The 15,984-nt window shown below is 72.8% G+C and carries 17 protein-coding genes; 9 read left to right on the forward strand and 8 right to left on the reverse strand.

What is annotated here, in order from left to right; genetic code table 11:
• Positions 1-132: 132 nt before the first annotated feature.
• The 3 genes from ACIBR0_RS01610 to ACIBR0_RS01620 all read left to right on the forward strand — a co-directional run bounded on the left by ACIBR0_RS01610 (position 133) and on the right by ACIBR0_RS01620 (position 2,368).
• Positions 133-336, forward strand: coding sequence for a cold-shock protein (locus ACIBR0_RS01610; protein ID WP_007072850.1), 204 nt, complete (start codon positions 133-135; stop codon positions 334-336).
• Between the two features lie 218 nt (positions 337-554).
• On the forward strand, positions 555-1,853 hold the full coding sequence (locus tag ACIBR0_RS01615) for a DEAD/DEAH box helicase (RefSeq protein WP_396712106.1): 1,299 nt from the start codon (positions 555-557) through the stop codon (positions 1,851-1,853).
• Positions 1,854-2,179: 326 nt separating this feature from the next.
• A complete protein-coding gene (locus ACIBR0_RS01620) occupies positions 2,180-2,368 on the forward strand; it encodes a hypothetical protein (protein ID WP_396712108.1) in 189 nt (62 codons plus the stop codon).
• A 5-nt stretch (positions 2,369-2,373) separates the two neighbouring features.
• Here the strand turns inward: ACIBR0_RS01620 and ACIBR0_RS01625 are convergent, their stop codons facing one another.
• The 4 genes from ACIBR0_RS01625 to ACIBR0_RS01640 are packed head-to-tail and all read right to left on the reverse strand — an operon-like array spanning position 2,374 to position 5,524.
• Positions 2,374-2,808: an RrF2 family transcriptional regulator gene (locus ACIBR0_RS01625; RefSeq protein WP_396712110.1), complete on the reverse strand. Its 435-nt coding sequence runs from the start codon at positions 2,806-2,808 to the stop codon at positions 2,374-2,376.
• Position 2,809: 1 nt separating this feature from the next.
• Positions 2,810-3,694 (reverse strand): ABC transporter permease, encoded by an 885-nt coding sequence (locus ACIBR0_RS01630; RefSeq protein ID WP_396712112.1) that lies wholly within the window; start codon positions 3,692-3,694, stop codon positions 2,810-2,812.
• On the reverse strand, positions 3,684-4,463 hold the full coding sequence (locus tag ACIBR0_RS01635; protein ID WP_396712114.1) for an ABC transporter ATP-binding protein: 780 nt from the start codon (positions 4,461-4,463) through the stop codon (positions 3,684-3,686). Before ACIBR0_RS01635 ends, ACIBR0_RS01630 begins: the two co-directional genes overlap by 11 nt.
• Positions 4,460-5,524, reverse strand: coding sequence for an ABC transporter substrate-binding protein (locus ACIBR0_RS01640; protein WP_396712116.1), 1,065 nt, complete (start codon positions 5,522-5,524; stop codon positions 4,460-4,462). The genes ACIBR0_RS01635 and ACIBR0_RS01640 overlap by 4 nt, the downstream gene beginning before the upstream one ends.
• A gap of 193 nt (positions 5,525-5,717) precedes the next feature.
• Here ACIBR0_RS01640 and ACIBR0_RS01645 point away from each other — a divergent pair, with 193 nt between their 5' ends.
• From ACIBR0_RS01645 to nudC, 3 genes are all read left to right on the forward strand, one after another.
• Positions 5,718-7,028: a M16 family metallopeptidase gene (locus ACIBR0_RS01645; RefSeq protein WP_396712117.1), complete on the forward strand. Its 1,311-nt coding sequence runs from the start codon at positions 5,718-5,720 to the stop codon at positions 7,026-7,028.
• Between the two features lie 29 nt (positions 7,029-7,057).
• Positions 7,058-8,401, forward strand: coding sequence for a M16 family metallopeptidase (locus tag ACIBR0_RS01650; RefSeq protein ID WP_396712119.1), 1,344 nt, complete (start codon positions 7,058-7,060; stop codon positions 8,399-8,401).
• An 82-nt stretch (positions 8,402-8,483) separates the two neighbouring features.
• A complete protein-coding gene (gene nudC, locus ACIBR0_RS01655; RefSeq protein ID WP_396712439.1) occupies positions 8,484-9,410 on the forward strand; it encodes an NAD(+) diphosphatase in 927 nt (308 codons plus the stop codon).
• Positions 9,411-9,538: 128 nt separating this feature from the next.
• Here nudC and ACIBR0_RS01660 read toward each other — a convergent pair whose 3' ends face one another.
• The 3 genes from ACIBR0_RS01660 to ACIBR0_RS01670 form a co-directional block, all read right to left on the reverse strand.
• Positions 9,539-9,814, reverse strand: a complete 276-nt coding sequence (locus ACIBR0_RS01660) for a hypothetical protein (protein WP_396712121.1) — start codon at positions 9,812-9,814, stop codon at positions 9,539-9,541.
• A 254-nt stretch (positions 9,815-10,068) separates the two neighbouring features.
• Positions 10,069-10,305 (reverse strand): DUF397 domain-containing protein, encoded by a 237-nt coding sequence (locus ACIBR0_RS01665; protein WP_396712122.1) that lies wholly within the window; start codon positions 10,303-10,305, stop codon positions 10,069-10,071.
• A 75-nt stretch (positions 10,306-10,380) separates the two neighbouring features.
• On the reverse strand, positions 10,381-11,361 hold the full coding sequence (locus tag ACIBR0_RS01670; RefSeq protein ID WP_396712124.1) for a helix-turn-helix domain-containing protein: 981 nt from the start codon (positions 11,359-11,361) through the stop codon (positions 10,381-10,383).
• A gap of 70 nt (positions 11,362-11,431) precedes the next feature.
• On the opposite strand from ACIBR0_RS01670, the gene ACIBR0_RS01675 reads away from it, so the two are divergent.
• Positions 11,432-12,868: an MFS transporter gene (locus ACIBR0_RS01675; protein ID WP_396712125.1), complete on the forward strand. Its 1,437-nt coding sequence runs from the start codon at positions 11,432-11,434 to the stop codon at positions 12,866-12,868.
• Positions 12,869-12,972: 104 nt separating this feature from the next.
• Here the strand turns inward: ACIBR0_RS01675 and ACIBR0_RS01680 are convergent, their stop codons facing one another.
• Positions 12,973-13,215 carry a mycoredoxin gene (locus tag ACIBR0_RS01680; RefSeq protein WP_357033490.1) on the reverse strand — a complete coding sequence of 81 codons (243 nt, stop codon included), beginning with the start codon at positions 13,213-13,215 and terminating at the stop codon, positions 12,973-12,975.
• Positions 13,216-13,342: 127 nt separating this feature from the next.
• Between ACIBR0_RS01680 and ACIBR0_RS01685 the strand changes: the two genes are divergently transcribed.
• Complete coding sequence (locus tag ACIBR0_RS01685; protein WP_396712440.1) at positions 13,343-15,508, forward strand: ATP-dependent DNA helicase UvrD2; 2,166 nt, start codon at positions 13,343-13,345, stop codon at positions 15,506-15,508.
• 139 nt (positions 15,509-15,647) lie between these two features.
• On the forward strand, positions 15,648-15,893 hold the full coding sequence (locus tag ACIBR0_RS01690; protein WP_396712441.1) for a hypothetical protein: 246 nt from the start codon (positions 15,648-15,650) through the stop codon (positions 15,891-15,893).
• The last annotated feature ends 91 nt before the right edge of the window (positions 15,894-15,984 follow it).

A 15,984-nucleotide genomic window follows, 5' to 3' on the forward strand; every position in this document is an offset into this window, starting at 1 on the left:
CTTTGTTGTGTCCGGAGTTCTCCGGGCGGGGCGACCAGAAGCGACAGGCGAGCCGCGCAGTTCCGCGCGGGGCGCTCCTCTTCGAGCCCGCAACACGTGCGGGCTCGACGTTCCGTCAAGGAGACGAAACACATGGCTATTGGCACCGTCAAGTGGTTCAACGCTGACAAGGGCTTCGGCTTCATCACCCCGGACGGCGGCGGCGCCGACGTCTTCGCCCACTTCTCGGCGATCCAGTCCTCCGGCTACCGGAGCCTGGACGAGAACCAGCGGGTCGAGTTCGAGATCACCCAGGGCCAGAAGGGCCCGCAGGCGGAGAACATCCGCCCGCTCTGATCTTCGGATCACCCGTAACACCCACCGCGCCCTCCCGGGCGCAGTGACGGCCCGGCCCGCCCCGCCGTCGACCTGATCTTCAGGCGGCGACGCGGTGGCGGGCCGGCCCGTACCACCTTCGGTTCGTGCTTGTGAGTCCCGGTGGACGAGTCCGCCGGTCGACAGCGCCGCACCTGGCGCCCTCCCTCGACACGTGCCGCGTCGAGGAAGGCTTTTGCATGACCACCGTCACCCCGTCCTTCGCCCACACCGGCCTGGCTCCGGCGCTTCTCGCCGAGCTGACGGTGCAGGGCATCATCGAGCCGTTCCCGATCCAGTCGGCCACGCTGCCGGACTCGCTCGCCGGCCGGGACGTGCTCGGCCGTGGCCGTACCGGCTCCGGCAAGACCCTGGCGTTCGGCCTCCCCACCCTGTCCCGCATCGCCGGCCGGCGTGCCCGGCCCGGTCGGCCGCTGGCCCTCGTGCTGGTGCCGACCCGCGAGCTGGCCCAGCAGGTCACCACGGCCCTCGCCCCGTACGCACGGGCGGTCGGCGTGCGCTGCGCGACCGTGGTCGGCGGTCTCTCGCTCAACCGGCAGGCCGACGAGCTGCGCGCCGGCGCCGAGGTGGTCGTAGCCACCCCGGGGCGGCTGCACGACCTGATCAACCGTGGCGCCGCACGCCTCGACCAGGTGTCGATCACCGTGCTCGACGAGGCCGACCAGATGGCCGACATGGGCTTCCTCCCGCAGGTCACCAAGCTGCTGGAGCAGGTCGCACCGGACGGTCAGCGCATGCTGTTCTCGGCCACCCTGGACGGCGGCGTGGACAAGCTGGTCCGTCGCTTCCTGACCAACCCGGTGACCCACTCGGTGGACCCGGGCACCGCCACGGTCACCGCGATGACCCACCACGTGCTGCACGTCGACGCGGCGGACAAGCCGGCCGCGCTCACCTGGATCGCCGCCCGTGAGGGCCGCACGATCATGTTCATGGGCACCAAGCACCGCGCCGACCGGCTCGCCCGCCAGTTGCTCGCCAAGGGCGTACGCGCCGCCGCGCTGCACGGCGGCAAGTCGCAGCCGCAGCGGACGCGGATCCTGGAGCAGTTCCGCAACGGGCAGGTGACCGCGCTGGTCGCCACCGACGTGGCGGCCCGGGGCATCCACGTCGACGGGCTCGACATGGTGGTCAACGTGGACCCGCCGACCGAGGCGAAGGACTACCTGCACCGGGGTGGACGCACCGCCCGGGCCGGCGAGTCCGGCACGGTGGTCACCCTGGTCCTGCCGGAGCAGCGCCGGGACGTCTCCCGGCTGATGGCCGCGGCCGGCATCCGGGCCCGGGCCACCCAGGTACGCCCCGGCGACGAGGCGCTGACCCTGGTGACCGGGGCACAGGAGCCCTCGGGCGTGCCGGTGACGATCGCCCCGCCCCCGCCGGCAGCGCCCGCCGCCGGCAACCGGGCCGCCCACCGGCCGTCGGGACGCTCGTCGTCGGGGCGTTCGCGCCGACCCCGCCGTCCCCAGGCCCGCTGAGCACCGTCAGCCGCTGAAAGCCGTCGCCGCGCCGGGTCCGGTCGCCCGGCGGGTCACGGCATGTTCGAAGAGCGTGATGTCTGTCAGACATAGAAATGTCTGACAGACATCACGCTCGTGCGTTTCGTATCCCGCATTCCGCTGCCACGTCGTCCTGGCACGCTGCCACCGGCTCGGTTCGTCGCGAGACACGTCGCCTGCGGGACGCCGCTGAGTCGGGAATCAGCGGGCGTCGGTCCGATCCGTGACAGTGCCCGTCCATCACGTCGTCCAGGCTCCTCTGGGGGACGAGCCGGGCGGACCCGCTCGGCGCGGGAGGAGTGGCCATGACGGCTGACACCGGCTCGGGGGCGGTGCGGGAACTGTTGCTGGTGGTGGCGTTGGCGGCAGCGGGCGTACTGCTCGCGCTGGTCGCGGTCTTCACGCCGTGGCACGCGGCACCGGACGGGGCCGCGCCGGCCGGCCCGGTCGAACTGCACAGCCCGGCCGGGCCGACGGACAGCACCGCGGGCTGACCCGGTCAGCTCGGGAGCGGGTCGTCCACCGGCGGGAGATGCGGCACCCGCAGCAGGTCGGCGAGCGTGGTCCGGTCCACCACGAGGGCGATGGCCCCGTGCACCGCGAGCCAGACGTCCTGCAGCCCGGTGGCCACCCCCTGGTAGCCGGCCCGTTCGGCGGGCAGCCCCCGTACCGTCGTCAACGAACCGCCGACGGCGCGGAGCACGTCCCCGACGGTGATCTCGTCGGCGGGGCGGGCCAGTGCGTACCCGCCCTCGGTGCCGCGGTGACTGAGCAGCAGGCCGGCCCGACGCAGGTCCACCAGGATGCCCTGGAGGAAGCTCAGCGGTATGTCCTGGACGTCGGCCAGGGACGCGGCCTTGACCAGCTCGCCGCCGCCGGCGGCGACGGCGAGCATGGCCCGGAGCGCGTAGTCGCTGCGCGCGGAGACGTACACGTCACTGACCGGCCGGGTCCAGCACGCCCCAGCGCCGCCGGATGGCCCGGTCCGCGGCACCGAAGGCGGCGTCCACCACGAGACCGACCACCAGGATCACGAGCATGATGGCGATCAGCCGCTCCGCGTCGGAGAAGTCCCGCGCGTACGTGAGCTGGGCACCGATCGACGTGCGGGTGGCGATGACGACCAGCAGCTCACCCGCCATGAGGCTGCGCCAGGCGAACGCCCAGCCCTGCTTGAGCCCGGCGACGATCGCCGGCAGCGCGGCGGGCGCGATCACGTACCGGTAGAGGTTCAACCGGCGGGCGCCCAGGTTGCGGCCGGCCCGCAGCAGCAGCGGCGGAACGTAGTCCACGCCGTGGATGACGCCGTTGGCGATCGACGGTGCCGCCCCCAGCACCACCACGAAGAAGATGGCCTGCTCGGTGAGCCCGAAGAGCAGGATCGCCAGCGGGAACCACGCGATCGACGGCATCGTCTGCAACGCGGTGATCATGGAGCCGAGGGCCGCGCGCAGCACCCGTACCCGGGCCACCGCGAGGCCGAGGGCCAGCCCGATCACCAGGGCGGCGGCGAACCCGAGGGCCGCCCGCCGGCCGGTGGTGGCCAGTCCGTCCCACAGTGCCGGGCTCAGCACGTACTCGCCGAGGTCGGCGAGGACCGGACCCGGCGGCGGGAGGACCCAGGGTTCCTTCCAGCCGGTCCACGCCACCACCTGCCAGATGCCGACGGCCAGCGCGAGCGCGGCGACCTTCGGCCAGGTGGCGGCCCAGAGCCGTGCCGCACGGGAGGTCTCCTTGTCCCGTCCGGCGATCTCCAGCGCGTCCAGCCCCGAGATTTCGGCGTCGCTGCGCTGGGCGGTCGTGAGGGTGTCACTGGCCATGGCGGCCCACCTCCGTACGGAGCCGGTCGGTGACCTCGGCGGCGATCGCGGAGACCTCCGGGGAGTCGATGCGGCGCGGCCGGGGCACGTCGACCCGGGTGGAGTAGATGATCCGGCCGGGCCGGCTGGAGAGCAGGATGATCCGGTCGGCCAGCCGGGCGGCCTCCCGGACGTTGTGCGTCACGAAGAGCACGGTGAGCTTCCGCTCGGTCCAGATCCGTTCCAACTCGTCGTGCAGGATGTCGCGCGTCATCGCGTCGAGGGCGCCGAACGGCTCGTCCATCAGCAGCACCGGGGTGTCCAGCGCGAGGGTCCGGGCGAGCGCGACGCGCTGCCGCATACCGCCGGACAGCTCGTGCGGGCGCTTGCGGCCGAAGTCGGCGAGGTGCACCGTATGCAGCAGCTCGGCGACCCGCTCCCGCCGTGCCGCCCGGGGCAGGCCGCGCAGCTTCAGCGGCACCTCGACGTTGCCCTCGACGGTCTGCCACGGGAATAGTGCCGGCTCCTGGAACATCAGCCCCGGGTTGACGCCGTCGGGCAGGTCGATCCGTCCGCCGCTCGGCCGGTCCAGCCCGGCGACGAGGTTCAGCAGGGTGCTCTTGCCGCAGCCGGACGCGCCGACGAGGCAGACGAACTCGCCCGGCGCGACGTCGAGGGAGACCCCGTCCAGGGCGAGGACGGCGTTCGCCCCGTGCCCGTACACCTTGGTCACGCCGTGCAGCGCGACCGGAGCGGTCGCGCTGCGCGGCGTAGTCGTGGTCGACGTCATGGTTGGACGGCCTCGGGCTTGCCCTGGTTCTTCAGGGCCTTGTTGAGGTGGCTCAGGTCGTAGAGGCCGCCCAGGTCCACCGGCTGGGTCAGCTCGACGGCCACGGCGTGGTCGAGGCCGGCCTTGAGCGAGGAGGCGATCGGGTCGTTGGTGAACTCCAGCGTCGGCCACGCCTGCTTGATCAGCGTGAGGTCCAGCGGCTTGCCGGTGATCTTCCCGATGTGGTCGGCGATGGCCTGGTGCGCCTCGTCCGGCTTGGTGTTGACGAACTCGTTCGCCGCGACCTGGCCCTCGACCAGCTTCTGCACGGCGTCCGGGTGCTCCTTCAGGAACGTCGTGCTCACGATCAGGTTGGTGATGACGAACTTCCTGTCCGGCCAGAGGTCCCGCTCGTCGACGAGCACCTTGCCGCCGGCGTTGACCAGCCGGGAGACGAACGGCTCCGGCACCCAGGCGCCGTCGATGGCGCCGGTGGTGAAGGTCTCCACCGTCTGGGAGTTCTCCTGCGGGACGATCTGGACGTCGCCGCCGCCCTCCTTGGTGGTCTTGAGGCCCTTCTCCTTGAGCCAGTAGCGGATGGCCACGTCCTGGGTGTTGCCGAGCTGCGGCGTGGCGATCTTCTTGCCGCGCAGCTGCTCCCACGAGGTGATCTCGGGCTTGACCACCAGGGCGACGCCGCCGGACGCGGCGCCGGAGACGACCCGGACGGCCTGGCCCTTCGACTTGGAGTGCGCGTTGATGGTCGGGTTGGGACCGATGTACGTCGCGTCGAGCGCGCCGGAGAAGACGGCCTCGATCGCCGAGGGGCCGGCGTTGAAGGTGGTCGTCTCCAGCTTGACGTCGACGCCCAGCTTCTCGGCGAAGATGCCCCTCTCGACGCCGACCACGGCGGGGGCGTGCGTGATGTTGGGGAAGTAACCGAGGCGCAGGGTGACCGGGCCGGACCCGCCGCCCGCGCTCTCGCTGTCGTCGCCGCAGGCGGCGGCGGTGCCCAGGGTCGCCACGCCGACGACGGCGACGGCGGCCAGGGAGACCAGCCGACGCAGGGGGGAGCGTCTCATCGTCCATCCAATCCGCAGTATTCCTACTTAGTTGGTAGGAAGACTGGGTCAGGGTCCGGCCGCGGTCAAGACCCGTCCGCATGGCGGGACAATCGATCCCAGCGTTGGCGTGCCCCGACCCTCGGGCGGGGGCCCGCGACGGGTGGCGGGAGGTCGGGGGTACGGGAGGTGCCGACGCGCTAGGGTCGATCCCGTGCCGACGCGGAGAGCCAAGATCCCAGCCACGAAGTATCCGGTCGAGCGGTTCACCCTCGACAACGGCCTGCGGGTGGTCCTCACGCCCGACCGGAGTGCCCCGGTCATCGGGGTGGCGGTCGTCTACGACGTCGGCATCCGCTCCGAGCCGGAGGGACGCACCGGGTTCGCCCACCTCTTCGAGCACCTCATGTTCCAGGGCTCGGAGAACCTGGAGAAGCTGGCCCACTTCCGGCACGTACAGGGCGCCGGGGGCACCTTCAACGGGTCCACCCACCTCGACTACACCGACTACTTCGAGACCCTGCCGAGCAACGCCCTGGAGCGCGCACTGTTCCTCGAGGCGGACCGCATGCGCGGGCCCCGACTGACCGAGGAGAACCTGCGCAACCAGGTCGACGTGGTCAAGGAGGAGATCCGGGTCAACGTGCTGAACCGGCCGTACGGCGGGTTCCCGTGGCTGACCCTTCCGCCGGTCATGTTCGACACGTTCCCCAACGCGCACGACGGATACGGCTCGTTCGACGATCTGGAGTCGGCCACCGTCGCCGACGCCGCCGACTTCTTCCGGCGCTACTACGCCAGCGGCAACGCCGTCCTCGCGGTGAGCGGGGACGTCGACGTCGCCGAGGCGACCGCGCTGGTCGAACGGCACTTCGGCGACGTGCCGGCCCGCCCCGCCCCGGAGCGGCCGAGCTTCGCCGAGCCGGACCTGGCCGCCGAACGGCGCACGTCGTACACCGACCGGCTGGCCCCGCTGCCGGCGATCGCCTCGGCCTGGCGGGTGCCCGACCCGGTCACCGACTTCGCCGGCTACCTGCCGTACGTGGTGCTCGCCGAGGTGCTGACCGACGGGGACGCGTCCCGGTTGGTCGAGCGGCTGGTCCAGCGGGACCGGTCGGTGACCAGCCTGGGCGGGTACCTGGGCTTCATGGGCGACCCGTTCGACGTGCGGGACCCCACGGCCCTGCTGCTCCAGGCGCACCTGCCCCCGGGCGGCGACGTCGACAAGGTGCTGCGCACGATGGACGAGGAGTTGGACCGGCTCGCCACCGACGGCCCCACCGAGGGCGAACTCGCCCGCACCCAGGCCCGGATGGCGACCCACCTGCTGCGGGACACCGACGCGGTGCTCGGCCGGGCCCTGCGGATGGCCGTCCTGGAGCAGCAGCGCGGCGAGCCGGGCCTGCTCAACGAGCTGCCCCGGCTCGTCGGTGAGGTCACCGACGAGCAGGTACGCGCCGCCGCCGCCACCCTGCGGCCGGAGCGCCGCGCGTCCATCGAGGTCATCCCCGGAGGTGGCCGGTGAGCGGGAAGTCGCGAACGAAAGGGGGCTCGATGACGGCAACCGTCCCGACCGCGCCGCGCACGCTGCCGCCGCTCGGTCCCACCCGCAGGCTCAAGCTGCCGAAGCAGGCCGAGCGCACGCTCGGCAACGGCCTCACCGTGATCGCCGTACGCCGGCCGGCGGTACCCCTGGTCGAGCTGCGGCTGTGGATGCCGTTCGGTCGTGCCCCGCTGGCCCGGGGCGCGATGCTCGCACAAACCCTGCTCTCCGGCACGGAGTCGATGACCGCCGTGCAGATCGCGGCCGAGTTGCAGAAGGTCGGCGGCGGGCTGTCCGCCGGCATCGACCCGGACCGGCTGATGCTCTCCGGCGCCGGTCTGGTCACCGGGCTGGACCGGATGCTGGAGATCCTCGGCGAGGTGCTGACCGGCGCGACGTACCCGGCCGACGACGTGGCCACCGAGCGGGACCGGCTGGTCGACCGCATCCAGGTGGCGCGGAGCCAGCCGGCGCACCTGGCCCGCACCGCGCTGCTCAAGCGGATCTACGGCAGGCACCCGTACGCGGTGCAGACCCCGGAGCCCGAGGCGATCCGGGCGGTCCGGCCGGGCGTGCTGCGCACGCTGCACGCCCAGCGGGTGCACCCCGCCGACGCGGTGCTGGTGCTGGTGGGTGACGTGCAGCCGGAACGGGCGCTGGACGCGGCCGAGAAGGCACTGTCCGGCTGGAACGGCGCCGGGCACACCGCCGACCTGCCGCCCGCGCCGCCGCTGGAGCCGGGCCCGCTGCTGCTGGTGGACCGGCCCGGGTCGGTCCAGTCGTCGCTGCGGGTGGCGCTGCCCGCGGTGCCGCGTACGCACCCGGACCACGCCGCCCTGCAACTGGCCAACCTGATCTTCGGCGGCTACTTCTCCTCCCGCTGGGTGGAGAACATCCGCGAGGACAAGGGCTACACGTACGGGCCGCACTCCCTGGTCGAGCACTCGGTGGCGGGCTCGGTGCTGGTCGCCGCCGCCGAGGTGGCCACCGAGGTCACCGGCCCGGCGCTGCTGGAGACCACGTACGAGCTGGGCCGGCTGGCCTCGCTCCCGCCCAGGGAGGACGAGCTGGAGCAGGCCCGCCAGTACGCCCTCGGCACCCTCCAGCTCGGCATGTCCACCCAGGCCGGCCTCGCCTCGCTGACCAGCGCGTACGCCGGCAACGGCCTGCGTCTGGACTTCCTCGCCGAACACGCCGCACGGCTGGCCAGGGCGACCGCCGCGGACGTCGCAGAGGCGGGGGCCCGCTACCTGGCGCCGGCCCGGGCGGTCACCGTCGTGCTGGGCGACGCCGATCGGATCGGCCCGCAGCTCGCCGCGCTGACCCCGGTCGTCACCGAGCCGGTGTCGGCGTGAACCGTCGGGCAGGTGCGCGCACCGCCGGCGACGGGGTCGACGCGTGCCCGCCCGGGCGGCCGGCGTGACCGGCGGGGAGGACATGCCGCCGCTGGCCCGCACGACGTTGGACCGGGCGGCGCACCGGCGTACCGATCCGGCCTGGTTGGCGCAGGCATGGAGCAGGGCGCGGGTACTGGTCGTCGACACCGGCAACGACGGGCGGGCGCTGGCCCGCATCGACACCACTCCGCCGACGCTGGTGCTGGTGGAGCCGGAGGACGTGCCGGCGCCGGCCGTCGCGGGGGCGATGTTCCTCGGCGTCGAGCCGGACGGCGTACCGGTCTTTTTGGTGGACGCCCCGCTGCCCGCGCTGCCGGGCACCCGGGCGGTGCACCTGCGCGAGGTCGGCCACCTGTTCGCCGACCGGGACGCCGGCCTCTTCACCACCGCCCTGGCGCTGCTGAACTGGCATCGGCGGCACGTCTACTCCTCGGTCACCGGTCGGCGCACGGAGGTCGACGAGGCCGGCTGGTCCCGGGTCGATCCGGAGGGGGACCGGATCTGGCCGCGTACCGACCCGGCCATGATCGTGCTGGTGCACGACGGCGTCCGGGGTCCGGACGGGCGGTGCCTGCTGGGCAACAACGCCACCTGGCCGCGCACGCCGGGGGAGCGGCGCTTCTCGTGCCTCGCCGGGTACATCGAGCCGGGGGAGTCGGCCGAGGCCGCCGTCCTGCGCGAGGTCCGCGAGGAGGTCGGCGTCCCGGTCGCCGACATCGCGTACGCGGGCAGCCAGGCGTGGCCGTTCCCCGGCTCGCTGATGCTGGGCTTCCTCGCCACGGCCGACCCGGAGCACCCGGTGCACGTCGATCCCGCCGAGATCGCGTACGCCCGCTGGTTCTCCCGGACCGAGATCGGTGCGGCGCTGGCCGGGCGGACGGTGCCCGTGGGCGGCGGCGACCGGCTGATCCTGCCGCCACCGTCCTCGATCGCGCTCTTCCTCGTCCACCGCTGGCTCGACGGCTAGGCGGTGTGCGTCCCGGTCCGTGACCGCCGTTGCCGCGACGGTCACGGACCGGGAACACGGGCCGCCGTGGTCGGATGGGGCAAGGAACGCGGCGGGGGAGCCGGTCCGACCACGACGGACGTCTCGGGTCAGCTGCCGCGGTCGTCCGTCAGGCCGCGCCAACGGTGGCGGGGTGCGTCGAGCGGGAGGACCTTCACCCGTTGCCGGCCGGAGCGCACCGCCCCGACCGAGGCGAGGGCCCGGGCCAGGTGCAGTGCCGCGTCCCGGTCCTCGGCGTGGACGACCTGGCGGCGCGGCTCGGGGGCGGTGGTCTCGTCCCGGAGGTGACAGCCGCCGGCCCAGGCGGCGGCGATGTCCACGTCGGCTGCGGCGCGGACGTCGGTGCGAACGATCAGGAACCGCATGGGGGTCTCCGGATGTGTCGCGACGATCGGGAACGGGTGGAAGTTCCACGTCACTCTGTCGTCATGTTACGCCCAGTAGCGATCCCAGCAAGTGAAACGCGACTATCGGTTCGGAGCCTCGACCGATCAGGCGACCCCTGGTCGGCATGGTGGAGCGGCCATCGGCGCGTGTCGCTACCGCCCACTCCGGAGGGCGGTGGCGGACATGCCACGGGGCCGCCGGCACCTGCCGACGGCCCCGCCCGTGTCCCGGTTCAGTCGAGGTCGAACTCACCGTTCCTGGTGCCGGTGAGGAAGCCGAGCCAACCGGCGCGGTCGAAGAGCAGCACCGGGCCGCCCCGGTCCTTGCTGTCCCGGATGGCCACCGCCACGGGGCTGTCGCGGAGCGGGGCGACCTCGACGCAGTTGGAGGTCTGGCTGCGCGTGCTGGTACGCCACGGGGCGCCCGCCAACTGCGCGAGAACGGACGGCGTGTTGCGGATGTCCTTCATCGTGTCACTCCTGAGATGTGAACGGACCGATGGAACGAGTGACGAGGCACGACCCGACGACGGGTCCCCCGTGGATCACCGTTCCGTCAGCCGTCCGGAGTGCCGGCGGCGTTGGGGTGGCGCCGTTGCCGCCCCGTACGCCACTGTGGACGGGCCCGCCGTGTCGGGCAGCCGCCCCGTGGCCTCGATCAGCCAGGAGAGGGTGTCCGATTCGGAGAGCGCCGCTGTGCATAGCCACTCGAACACCACTTTATAGCCATTTAGTGCGTTTGCCTCCGTCGACATGACGTCGGTGAACCCACCTTCGATCGCCACCGTCTCCGGATCCTGGGGATCGGCGAACCGGTAGAGCGAGAACGCGGTCGGCGGCAGGTACCAGCTGCCTATCCGGGTGTCCTGGGGCAGCACGTGGAGCGTGACGTTCGGCAGCATCGCCAGCTCGCAGAGCTGCACCAGCTGCTCGCGGAGCACCTCCGGCGGCGCCGTCCGGCCGCCCAGGGCAGCCTCCTCCAGCACCGCGGTGTAGCGGGGCGCGTGCGGCTCGCGGCTCAGCAGCGTCTGGCGAGCCAGCCGTGCCTGCACCTCCGTGTCGATGTCCCCGGCCGCCTCGGGGTCGCCGGTCCCCTCGTCGAACTCGTGGACCGAGGCGATCCGGATCCGCGCGTACTCGGCCGTCTGGAGCAGGCCCGGCACCAGAACCGGGTTGTACTCGGAGATCACCGCGCACCCCGCCTCCAGCTCGGCGAAGCCGCGCTGCTGCTGGGTCATCACCGGGAAGTTCTTCAGCCAGCCGCGCATGTCGCCGGCCTCCTGGGTGATGCCCAGCAGCTCGTCGCGCAGCGTGCCGTCGGCCCGGTAGAGGTCGAGCAGGTCACGGACGTCCTGCGGGTCCGGACGGCTGCGGCCGTTCTCCAGGCGGGACAGCTTGGACGCGGACGCCCAGCCGATCCGCTCGATGACCTGGTCCCCGGTGAGGCCGGCCGCCTCGCGCAACCGGCGCAACTCGACGCCGAGCCTGCGCCGCCGCAGGATCGGGCTCGGTGAGGCAGGAGGCACGATGTCCTCTTTCCCGTCGACCGCCGCAGACGCGACGGTAACTGTATGAAATTCGGCCCCCACCGTCAGTATGGACGGCGCGACCCGTGCAGGAGGTTCCCGCGCAGGGCGTGTCTCGCAGAAAAGCGGAGGCGGAAGGGGCGGTGACCAGTACCGACCGCGCCTCCTCCCCCCACCGCGCCCGCGACGGCGCCGACCACCCCCGACGGAGGGACCCATGCGCACCGTCCTGCGCCGCCCCGACTTCCGTCTGCTCTTCGGCGGACTGGTGGCGAGCATGACCGCGGAGTCGATCCTGCTGCTCGCCCTCGCCATCTGGGTCAAGGAGCTGACCGGATCGGACGGGATGGCCGGCGCCACCATCTTCGCGATCATCGCGCCGATGACGCTGGCACCGCTGGTCGGCTGGTTCGTCGACCGGTACCCCCGCCGCCCGTTCTTCGTGGCGGCCAACATCGTCACCGCGGTTCTGCTCACGCCGCTGTTCCTGGTCTCCGACCGGTCCGAGGTGTGGATCATCTACGCCGTGGGGGCGCTGTACGGCCTGTCGTACATCACCCTCAGCGCGGTGCTCAACGGCCTCATCCGGCAGCTCGTGCCCGTCGACCTGCTGGCCGAGGCCAACGGCGTGCTGCAGACCGTCCGGCAGGGCCTGCGGCTGGTCGGGCCGCTGGCCGGTGCCGGCCTGTACGCCGCCGTGGGCGGGTGGATGCTCGCGGTGGTGGGGATGGCGGGCTTCCTCGCCGCGGCCGCCGTGGTCGGCGCCCTGCGCGTGACCGAGACGCCGCCGTCCGGGCGGGAGCTGCGCTGGCCCGCCGAACTGGGCGCCGGCATCCGGCACCTGTCCCGGGAGCCGGCCCTGCGCCGGGCGCTGGTCGGCTACGGCCTCGGCTCCCTGGTGATGGGCTTCAGCGAGTCGCTCATCTTCGCGTACGTCGACCAGGGACTGCGCCGGGACGCGGCGTTCGTCGGGGTGCTCGTGGCCGTGCAGGGGATAGGTGGCCTGGTCGGTGGGCTCGTCTCGCCGGCCGTGGTCCGGCGGGCGGGTGAGGTGGGCACGCTCGCCGCCGGTGTGGCGTGCTTCGGGCCGGCCGCGCTCGCGCTGACGTACCCGACCCTGTGGCTCGGTTTCACCGGGGTGCTGCTGGCCGGGGTGTCCCTGCCGCTGACCATGGTCGGGCTGCACACGCTGATCCAGCGGCGTACGCCCCCGGGCCTGATCGGCCGGGTGGCCGCGGCCGGCGAGGCCGTGGTGAGCGGCCCGCAGGCGTTCTCCATCGGAGCCGGCGCGCTGCTGGTGGGGGTCCTCGACTACCGCCTGCTCCTCGTGGCGGTGGGCGTGGCCGCCCTCCTCGCCGGCGCCTACCTCTGGCACGGCCGCACCCTCAGTCCACCCCGACCCCCACCCTCCAGCCCCACCCACGTCCCGTCCCCCCGCTGCCCGGCCACCAGGCTCGTTGATCATGAAGTTGTCGCCTCGACACGCCCGGGACGTCGCGGGCAATGACTTCATGATCAAGGGGGTGGGTGCGGGGGGAGGGGGAGGGGCCGGGATGCGACGAGCGGCCGGCCCCGGGAGGGGACGGCCGCTCGTCGGCGGTGCTGCGGGGGTCAGGCGGCCAGCTTGGCCAGGTGCTGCTTGACCTGCGTGATCGAGGGGTTCGTCAGGGCGCTGCCGTCGGCGAACCGCAGCGTCGGGACGGTCTGGTTGCCGCCGTTGACGCTCATCACGAACTCCGCGGACTTCGGGTCCCGCTCGATGTCGACCACCTCGTACCCGATGCCCTCCCGGTCGAGCTGCGACCTCAGCCGGTGGCAGTAGCCGCACCAGGAAGTGGAATACATCGTCAGCATGGTCAGATCCTCCAACGGTCCGGTCACGCGGCTTGCCGATCAAGCCCAGGTTATGCGGCATGCTTTCCGACACTCGGGCCGCATGCCCCAGGTGCAACGCCCGGTGGAGCTGAGACAATTCCTCGCTGTGGTGGCTCACTCGACGTCCGAACGCGTGCTCGCCGGCCTGGATCCGGAGCAGCGGTCGGCGGTGACCGCCCCGGCCGGCCCGGTCTGCATCCTCGCCGGTGCCGGGACCGGTAAGACCCGGGCAGTCACCTCCCGGATCGCCCACCGGGCGCTGACCGGCGACATCTCCCCCCGGCACGTGCTCGCCGTCACCTTCACCGCCCGGGCCGCCGCGGAGATGCGGAGCCGGCTCGCCACGCTCGGGGTGCCGGGCGTCCAGGCACGCACCTTCCACGCCGCGGCGCTGCGCCAGGTGCGCTACTTCGCGCCCCGGCTGCTCGAGGGCCGGGCCATGCCGGAGCTGCTGGACAGCAAGGTCCGCCTGGTCACCCTCGCCGCCGCCAAGGTCGGCCTGCGGACCGACCGGGCGGCCGCCCGGGACCTCGCCGGTGAGATCGAGTGGGCCAAGTCGTCCCTGGTCGAGCCCTCGGAGTACGTGGTCGCGGCGGCCAAGGCGCTGCGCGACACCCCGCACGAGGCGGGGCGGGTCGCCGAGGTCTTCGCCGCGTACGAGAAGCTCAAGCGCTCCGGCGGCGTGATCGACTTCGAGGACATGCTCCGCGCCGCGGTCTGGGGCATCGAGGAGCACCGGGACGTCGCCGAGCAGGTCCGCGCCCAGTACCGGCACCTCGTCGTCGACGAGTACCAGGACGTCAACCCGCTCCAGCAACGCCTGCTGGAGGCGTGGCTGGGCGGCCGGGACGACCTGACCGTGGTCGGCGACGCCAGCCAGACCATCTACTCGTTCACCGGCGCCACCTCGTCGTACCTGGTGGACTTCCCCCGCCGCTACCGGGGCGCCACGGTGGTCCGGCTGGTCCGCGACTACCGGTCCACCCCGCAGGTCGTCGGGCTGGCCAACGCGGTCATCTCGCAGGCCCGGGGCGCCGAGGCGCGGCTGCGGCTGGAACTGGTCGGCCAGCGCCCACCCGGCCCCGAACCGGAGCTGCGCATCTTCACCGACGAGCCGGCCGAGGCCAACGCCGTCGCCGCGCGCTGCCGCGCGCTGATCGACGCCGGCACCCCGGCCCGGGAGATCGCCGTGCTGTTCCGGACCAACGCCCAGTCCGAGGCGTACGAGAAGGCGTTGACCGAGGCGCAGGTGCCGTACGTGGTGCAGGGCGCGGAGCGGTTCTTCGAGCGGGTCGAGGTGCGGCAGGCGATGGTCGCGCTGCGGGCCGCCACGCGCTCGATCCCGGGGGAGACCCCGCTGCCGACCGCCGTGACGGAGGCGCTCACCGCGGTCGGCTGGGCGCCCGGCGCCGCACCGGCCGGCGGCGCCGCGCGCGAGCGCTGGGAGGCGCTCGCCGCGCTGGTCCAGCTCGCCGAGGAGTACGCGGCCACCCCCGAGGTGCTGCCGATCGGGCCGGCCGCCTCCGTGGAACGCGCGGTCACACTGGCCGACTTCAACGAGGAACTGGCCCGGCGGGCCGCCGCCCAGCACGTACCGACCGTGGACGGGGTGACCCTGGCCTCCCTGCACTCGTCGAAGGGCCTGGAGTGGGACGCGGTCTTCCTGGTCGGCCTCTCCGAGGGGACCCTCCCGACCACGTACGCGAAGACCGTCGAGCAGGTGGAGGAGGAGCGCCGGCTGCTCTACGTCGGTGTCACCCGGGCCCGGGAGTGGCTCTGGCTGTCGTACGCCGTGGCGCGCTCGCCGGGCGGACGGGCCCGGCGGCCCTCGCGGTTCCTGCCGCAACTCGACCGGTCGGGTGGGACGGAGCGGGCCGGCGGCACCGCCGGCCCGGGTCGACGGCCCGAGCGGCGCCGCACCCAGATCGTCTCCTGCCGGATCTGCGGCGCGACGCTGCTCGCCGGGCCGGACCGCAAGATCGGCCGCTGCCCCACGTGTCCGTCCGACATCGACGAGGAGCTGCACGAGCGGCTGCGGGACTGGCGGGCGCGGGTGGCGGGCGCGCAGAAGGTTCCGGCGTACGTCGTGTTCACCGACGCGACGCTGGTGGCGCTGGCCGAGCGTCGTCCCGGACGGTCGGAGGACCTCATCGCGATCGCCGGCATCGGGCCCCGGAAACTGGGCCTGTACGGGGAGGCGGTGCTCGCCCTGGTGGCGGGCGCGGCGGTCGACGATGTCTGCTCGGAGAAAACTTTCGAAATCTCGTCGTAAATTCGTTTGCCCTCGCCCCCGGACGAGGAATAGCCTCAGGACACACCTTGGGAGCGGCGCCATTCCGGCTGCTCACAGGGGTTCGGACATGTCGGCACGAGGGCACGCAGAGGAGGTGGTTCCGGTGGAGATCTTCAACATGTATGAGCGCCCGGCGGCGCCGCTGACTGCTGCCTGCGCTCCGCTGACGGCTGTCCGGGTGGCCGTCGCCGCTGCGCGACCGTCGGTTCCGCAGGTGCACCAGGCCGAGCTTCAGGCCGAGCTGATTCTCGCGCCGGCACCGCAGTGGACCCAGGGGATCAGTGGCTTCACGGGCAAGGGCGTCAATGTCGCCAAGCGGCGCATGGACGTCCGCGGAGTTCCACCTCGAGGTAGACCGGTCTGATACCAGACCACCGGCTCACCTCGAGGCCGCGGAACCCGCATACCGGGATCCGCGGCCTCAGTTTTTTGCCCGCCGTAGTACGTCGGAACAG

Origin of the sequence: Micromonospora sp. NPDC049497 (genome assembly GCF_044465805.1) — a bacterium.
GTDB lineage: Bacteria > Actinomycetota > Actinomycetes > Mycobacteriales > Micromonosporaceae > Micromonospora.

What these genes read in the sequence shown, in the direction of transcription:
- ACIBR0_RS01615 (WP_396712106.1), top strand. Translation starts at nt 555, where the DNA reads ATGACCACCGTCACCCCGTCCTTCGCCCACACCGGCCTGGCTCCGGCG.
- ACIBR0_RS01610 (WP_007072850.1), top strand. Translation starts at nt 133, where the DNA reads ATGGCTATTGGCACCGTCAAGTGGTTCAACGCTGACAAGGGCTTCGGC.
- ACIBR0_RS01630 (WP_396712112.1), bottom strand. Translation starts at nt 3,694, where the DNA reads ATGGCCAGTGACACCCTCACGACCGCCCAGCGCAGCGACGCCGAAATC.
- nudC (WP_396712439.1), top strand. Translation starts at nt 8,484, where the DNA reads ATGCCGCCGCTGGCCCGCACGACGTTGGACCGGGCGGCGCACCGGCGT.
- ACIBR0_RS01680 (WP_357033490.1), bottom strand. Translation starts at nt 13,215, where the DNA reads ATGCTGACGATGTATTCCACTTCCTGGTGCGGCTACTGCCACCGGCTG.
- ACIBR0_RS01675 (WP_396712125.1), top strand. Translation starts at nt 11,432, where the DNA reads ATGGACGGCGCGACCCGTGCAGGAGGTTCCCGCGCAGGGCGTGTCTCG.
- ACIBR0_RS01690 (WP_396712441.1), top strand. Translation starts at nt 15,648, where the DNA reads ATGTATGAGCGCCCGGCGGCGCCGCTGACTGCTGCCTGCGCTCCGCTG.
- ACIBR0_RS01640 (WP_396712116.1), bottom strand. Translation starts at nt 5,524, where the DNA reads ATGAGACGCTCCCCCCTGCGTCGGCTGGTCTCCCTGGCCGCCGTCGCC.
- ACIBR0_RS01620 (WP_396712108.1), top strand. Translation starts at nt 2,180, where the DNA reads ATGACGGCTGACACCGGCTCGGGGGCGGTGCGGGAACTGTTGCTGGTG.
- ACIBR0_RS01660 (WP_396712121.1), bottom strand. Translation starts at nt 9,814, where the DNA reads ATGCGGTTCCTGATCGTTCGCACCGACGTCCGCGCCGCAGCCGACGTG.
- ACIBR0_RS01635 (WP_396712114.1), bottom strand. Translation starts at nt 4,463, where the DNA reads ATGACGTCGACCACGACTACGCCGCGCAGCGCGACCGCTCCGGTCGCG.
- ACIBR0_RS01665 (WP_396712122.1), bottom strand. Translation starts at nt 10,305, where the DNA reads ATGAAGGACATCCGCAACACGCCGTCCGTTCTCGCGCAGTTGGCGGGC.
- ACIBR0_RS01650 (WP_396712119.1), top strand. Translation starts at nt 7,058, where the DNA reads ATGACGGCAACCGTCCCGACCGCGCCGCGCACGCTGCCGCCGCTCGGT.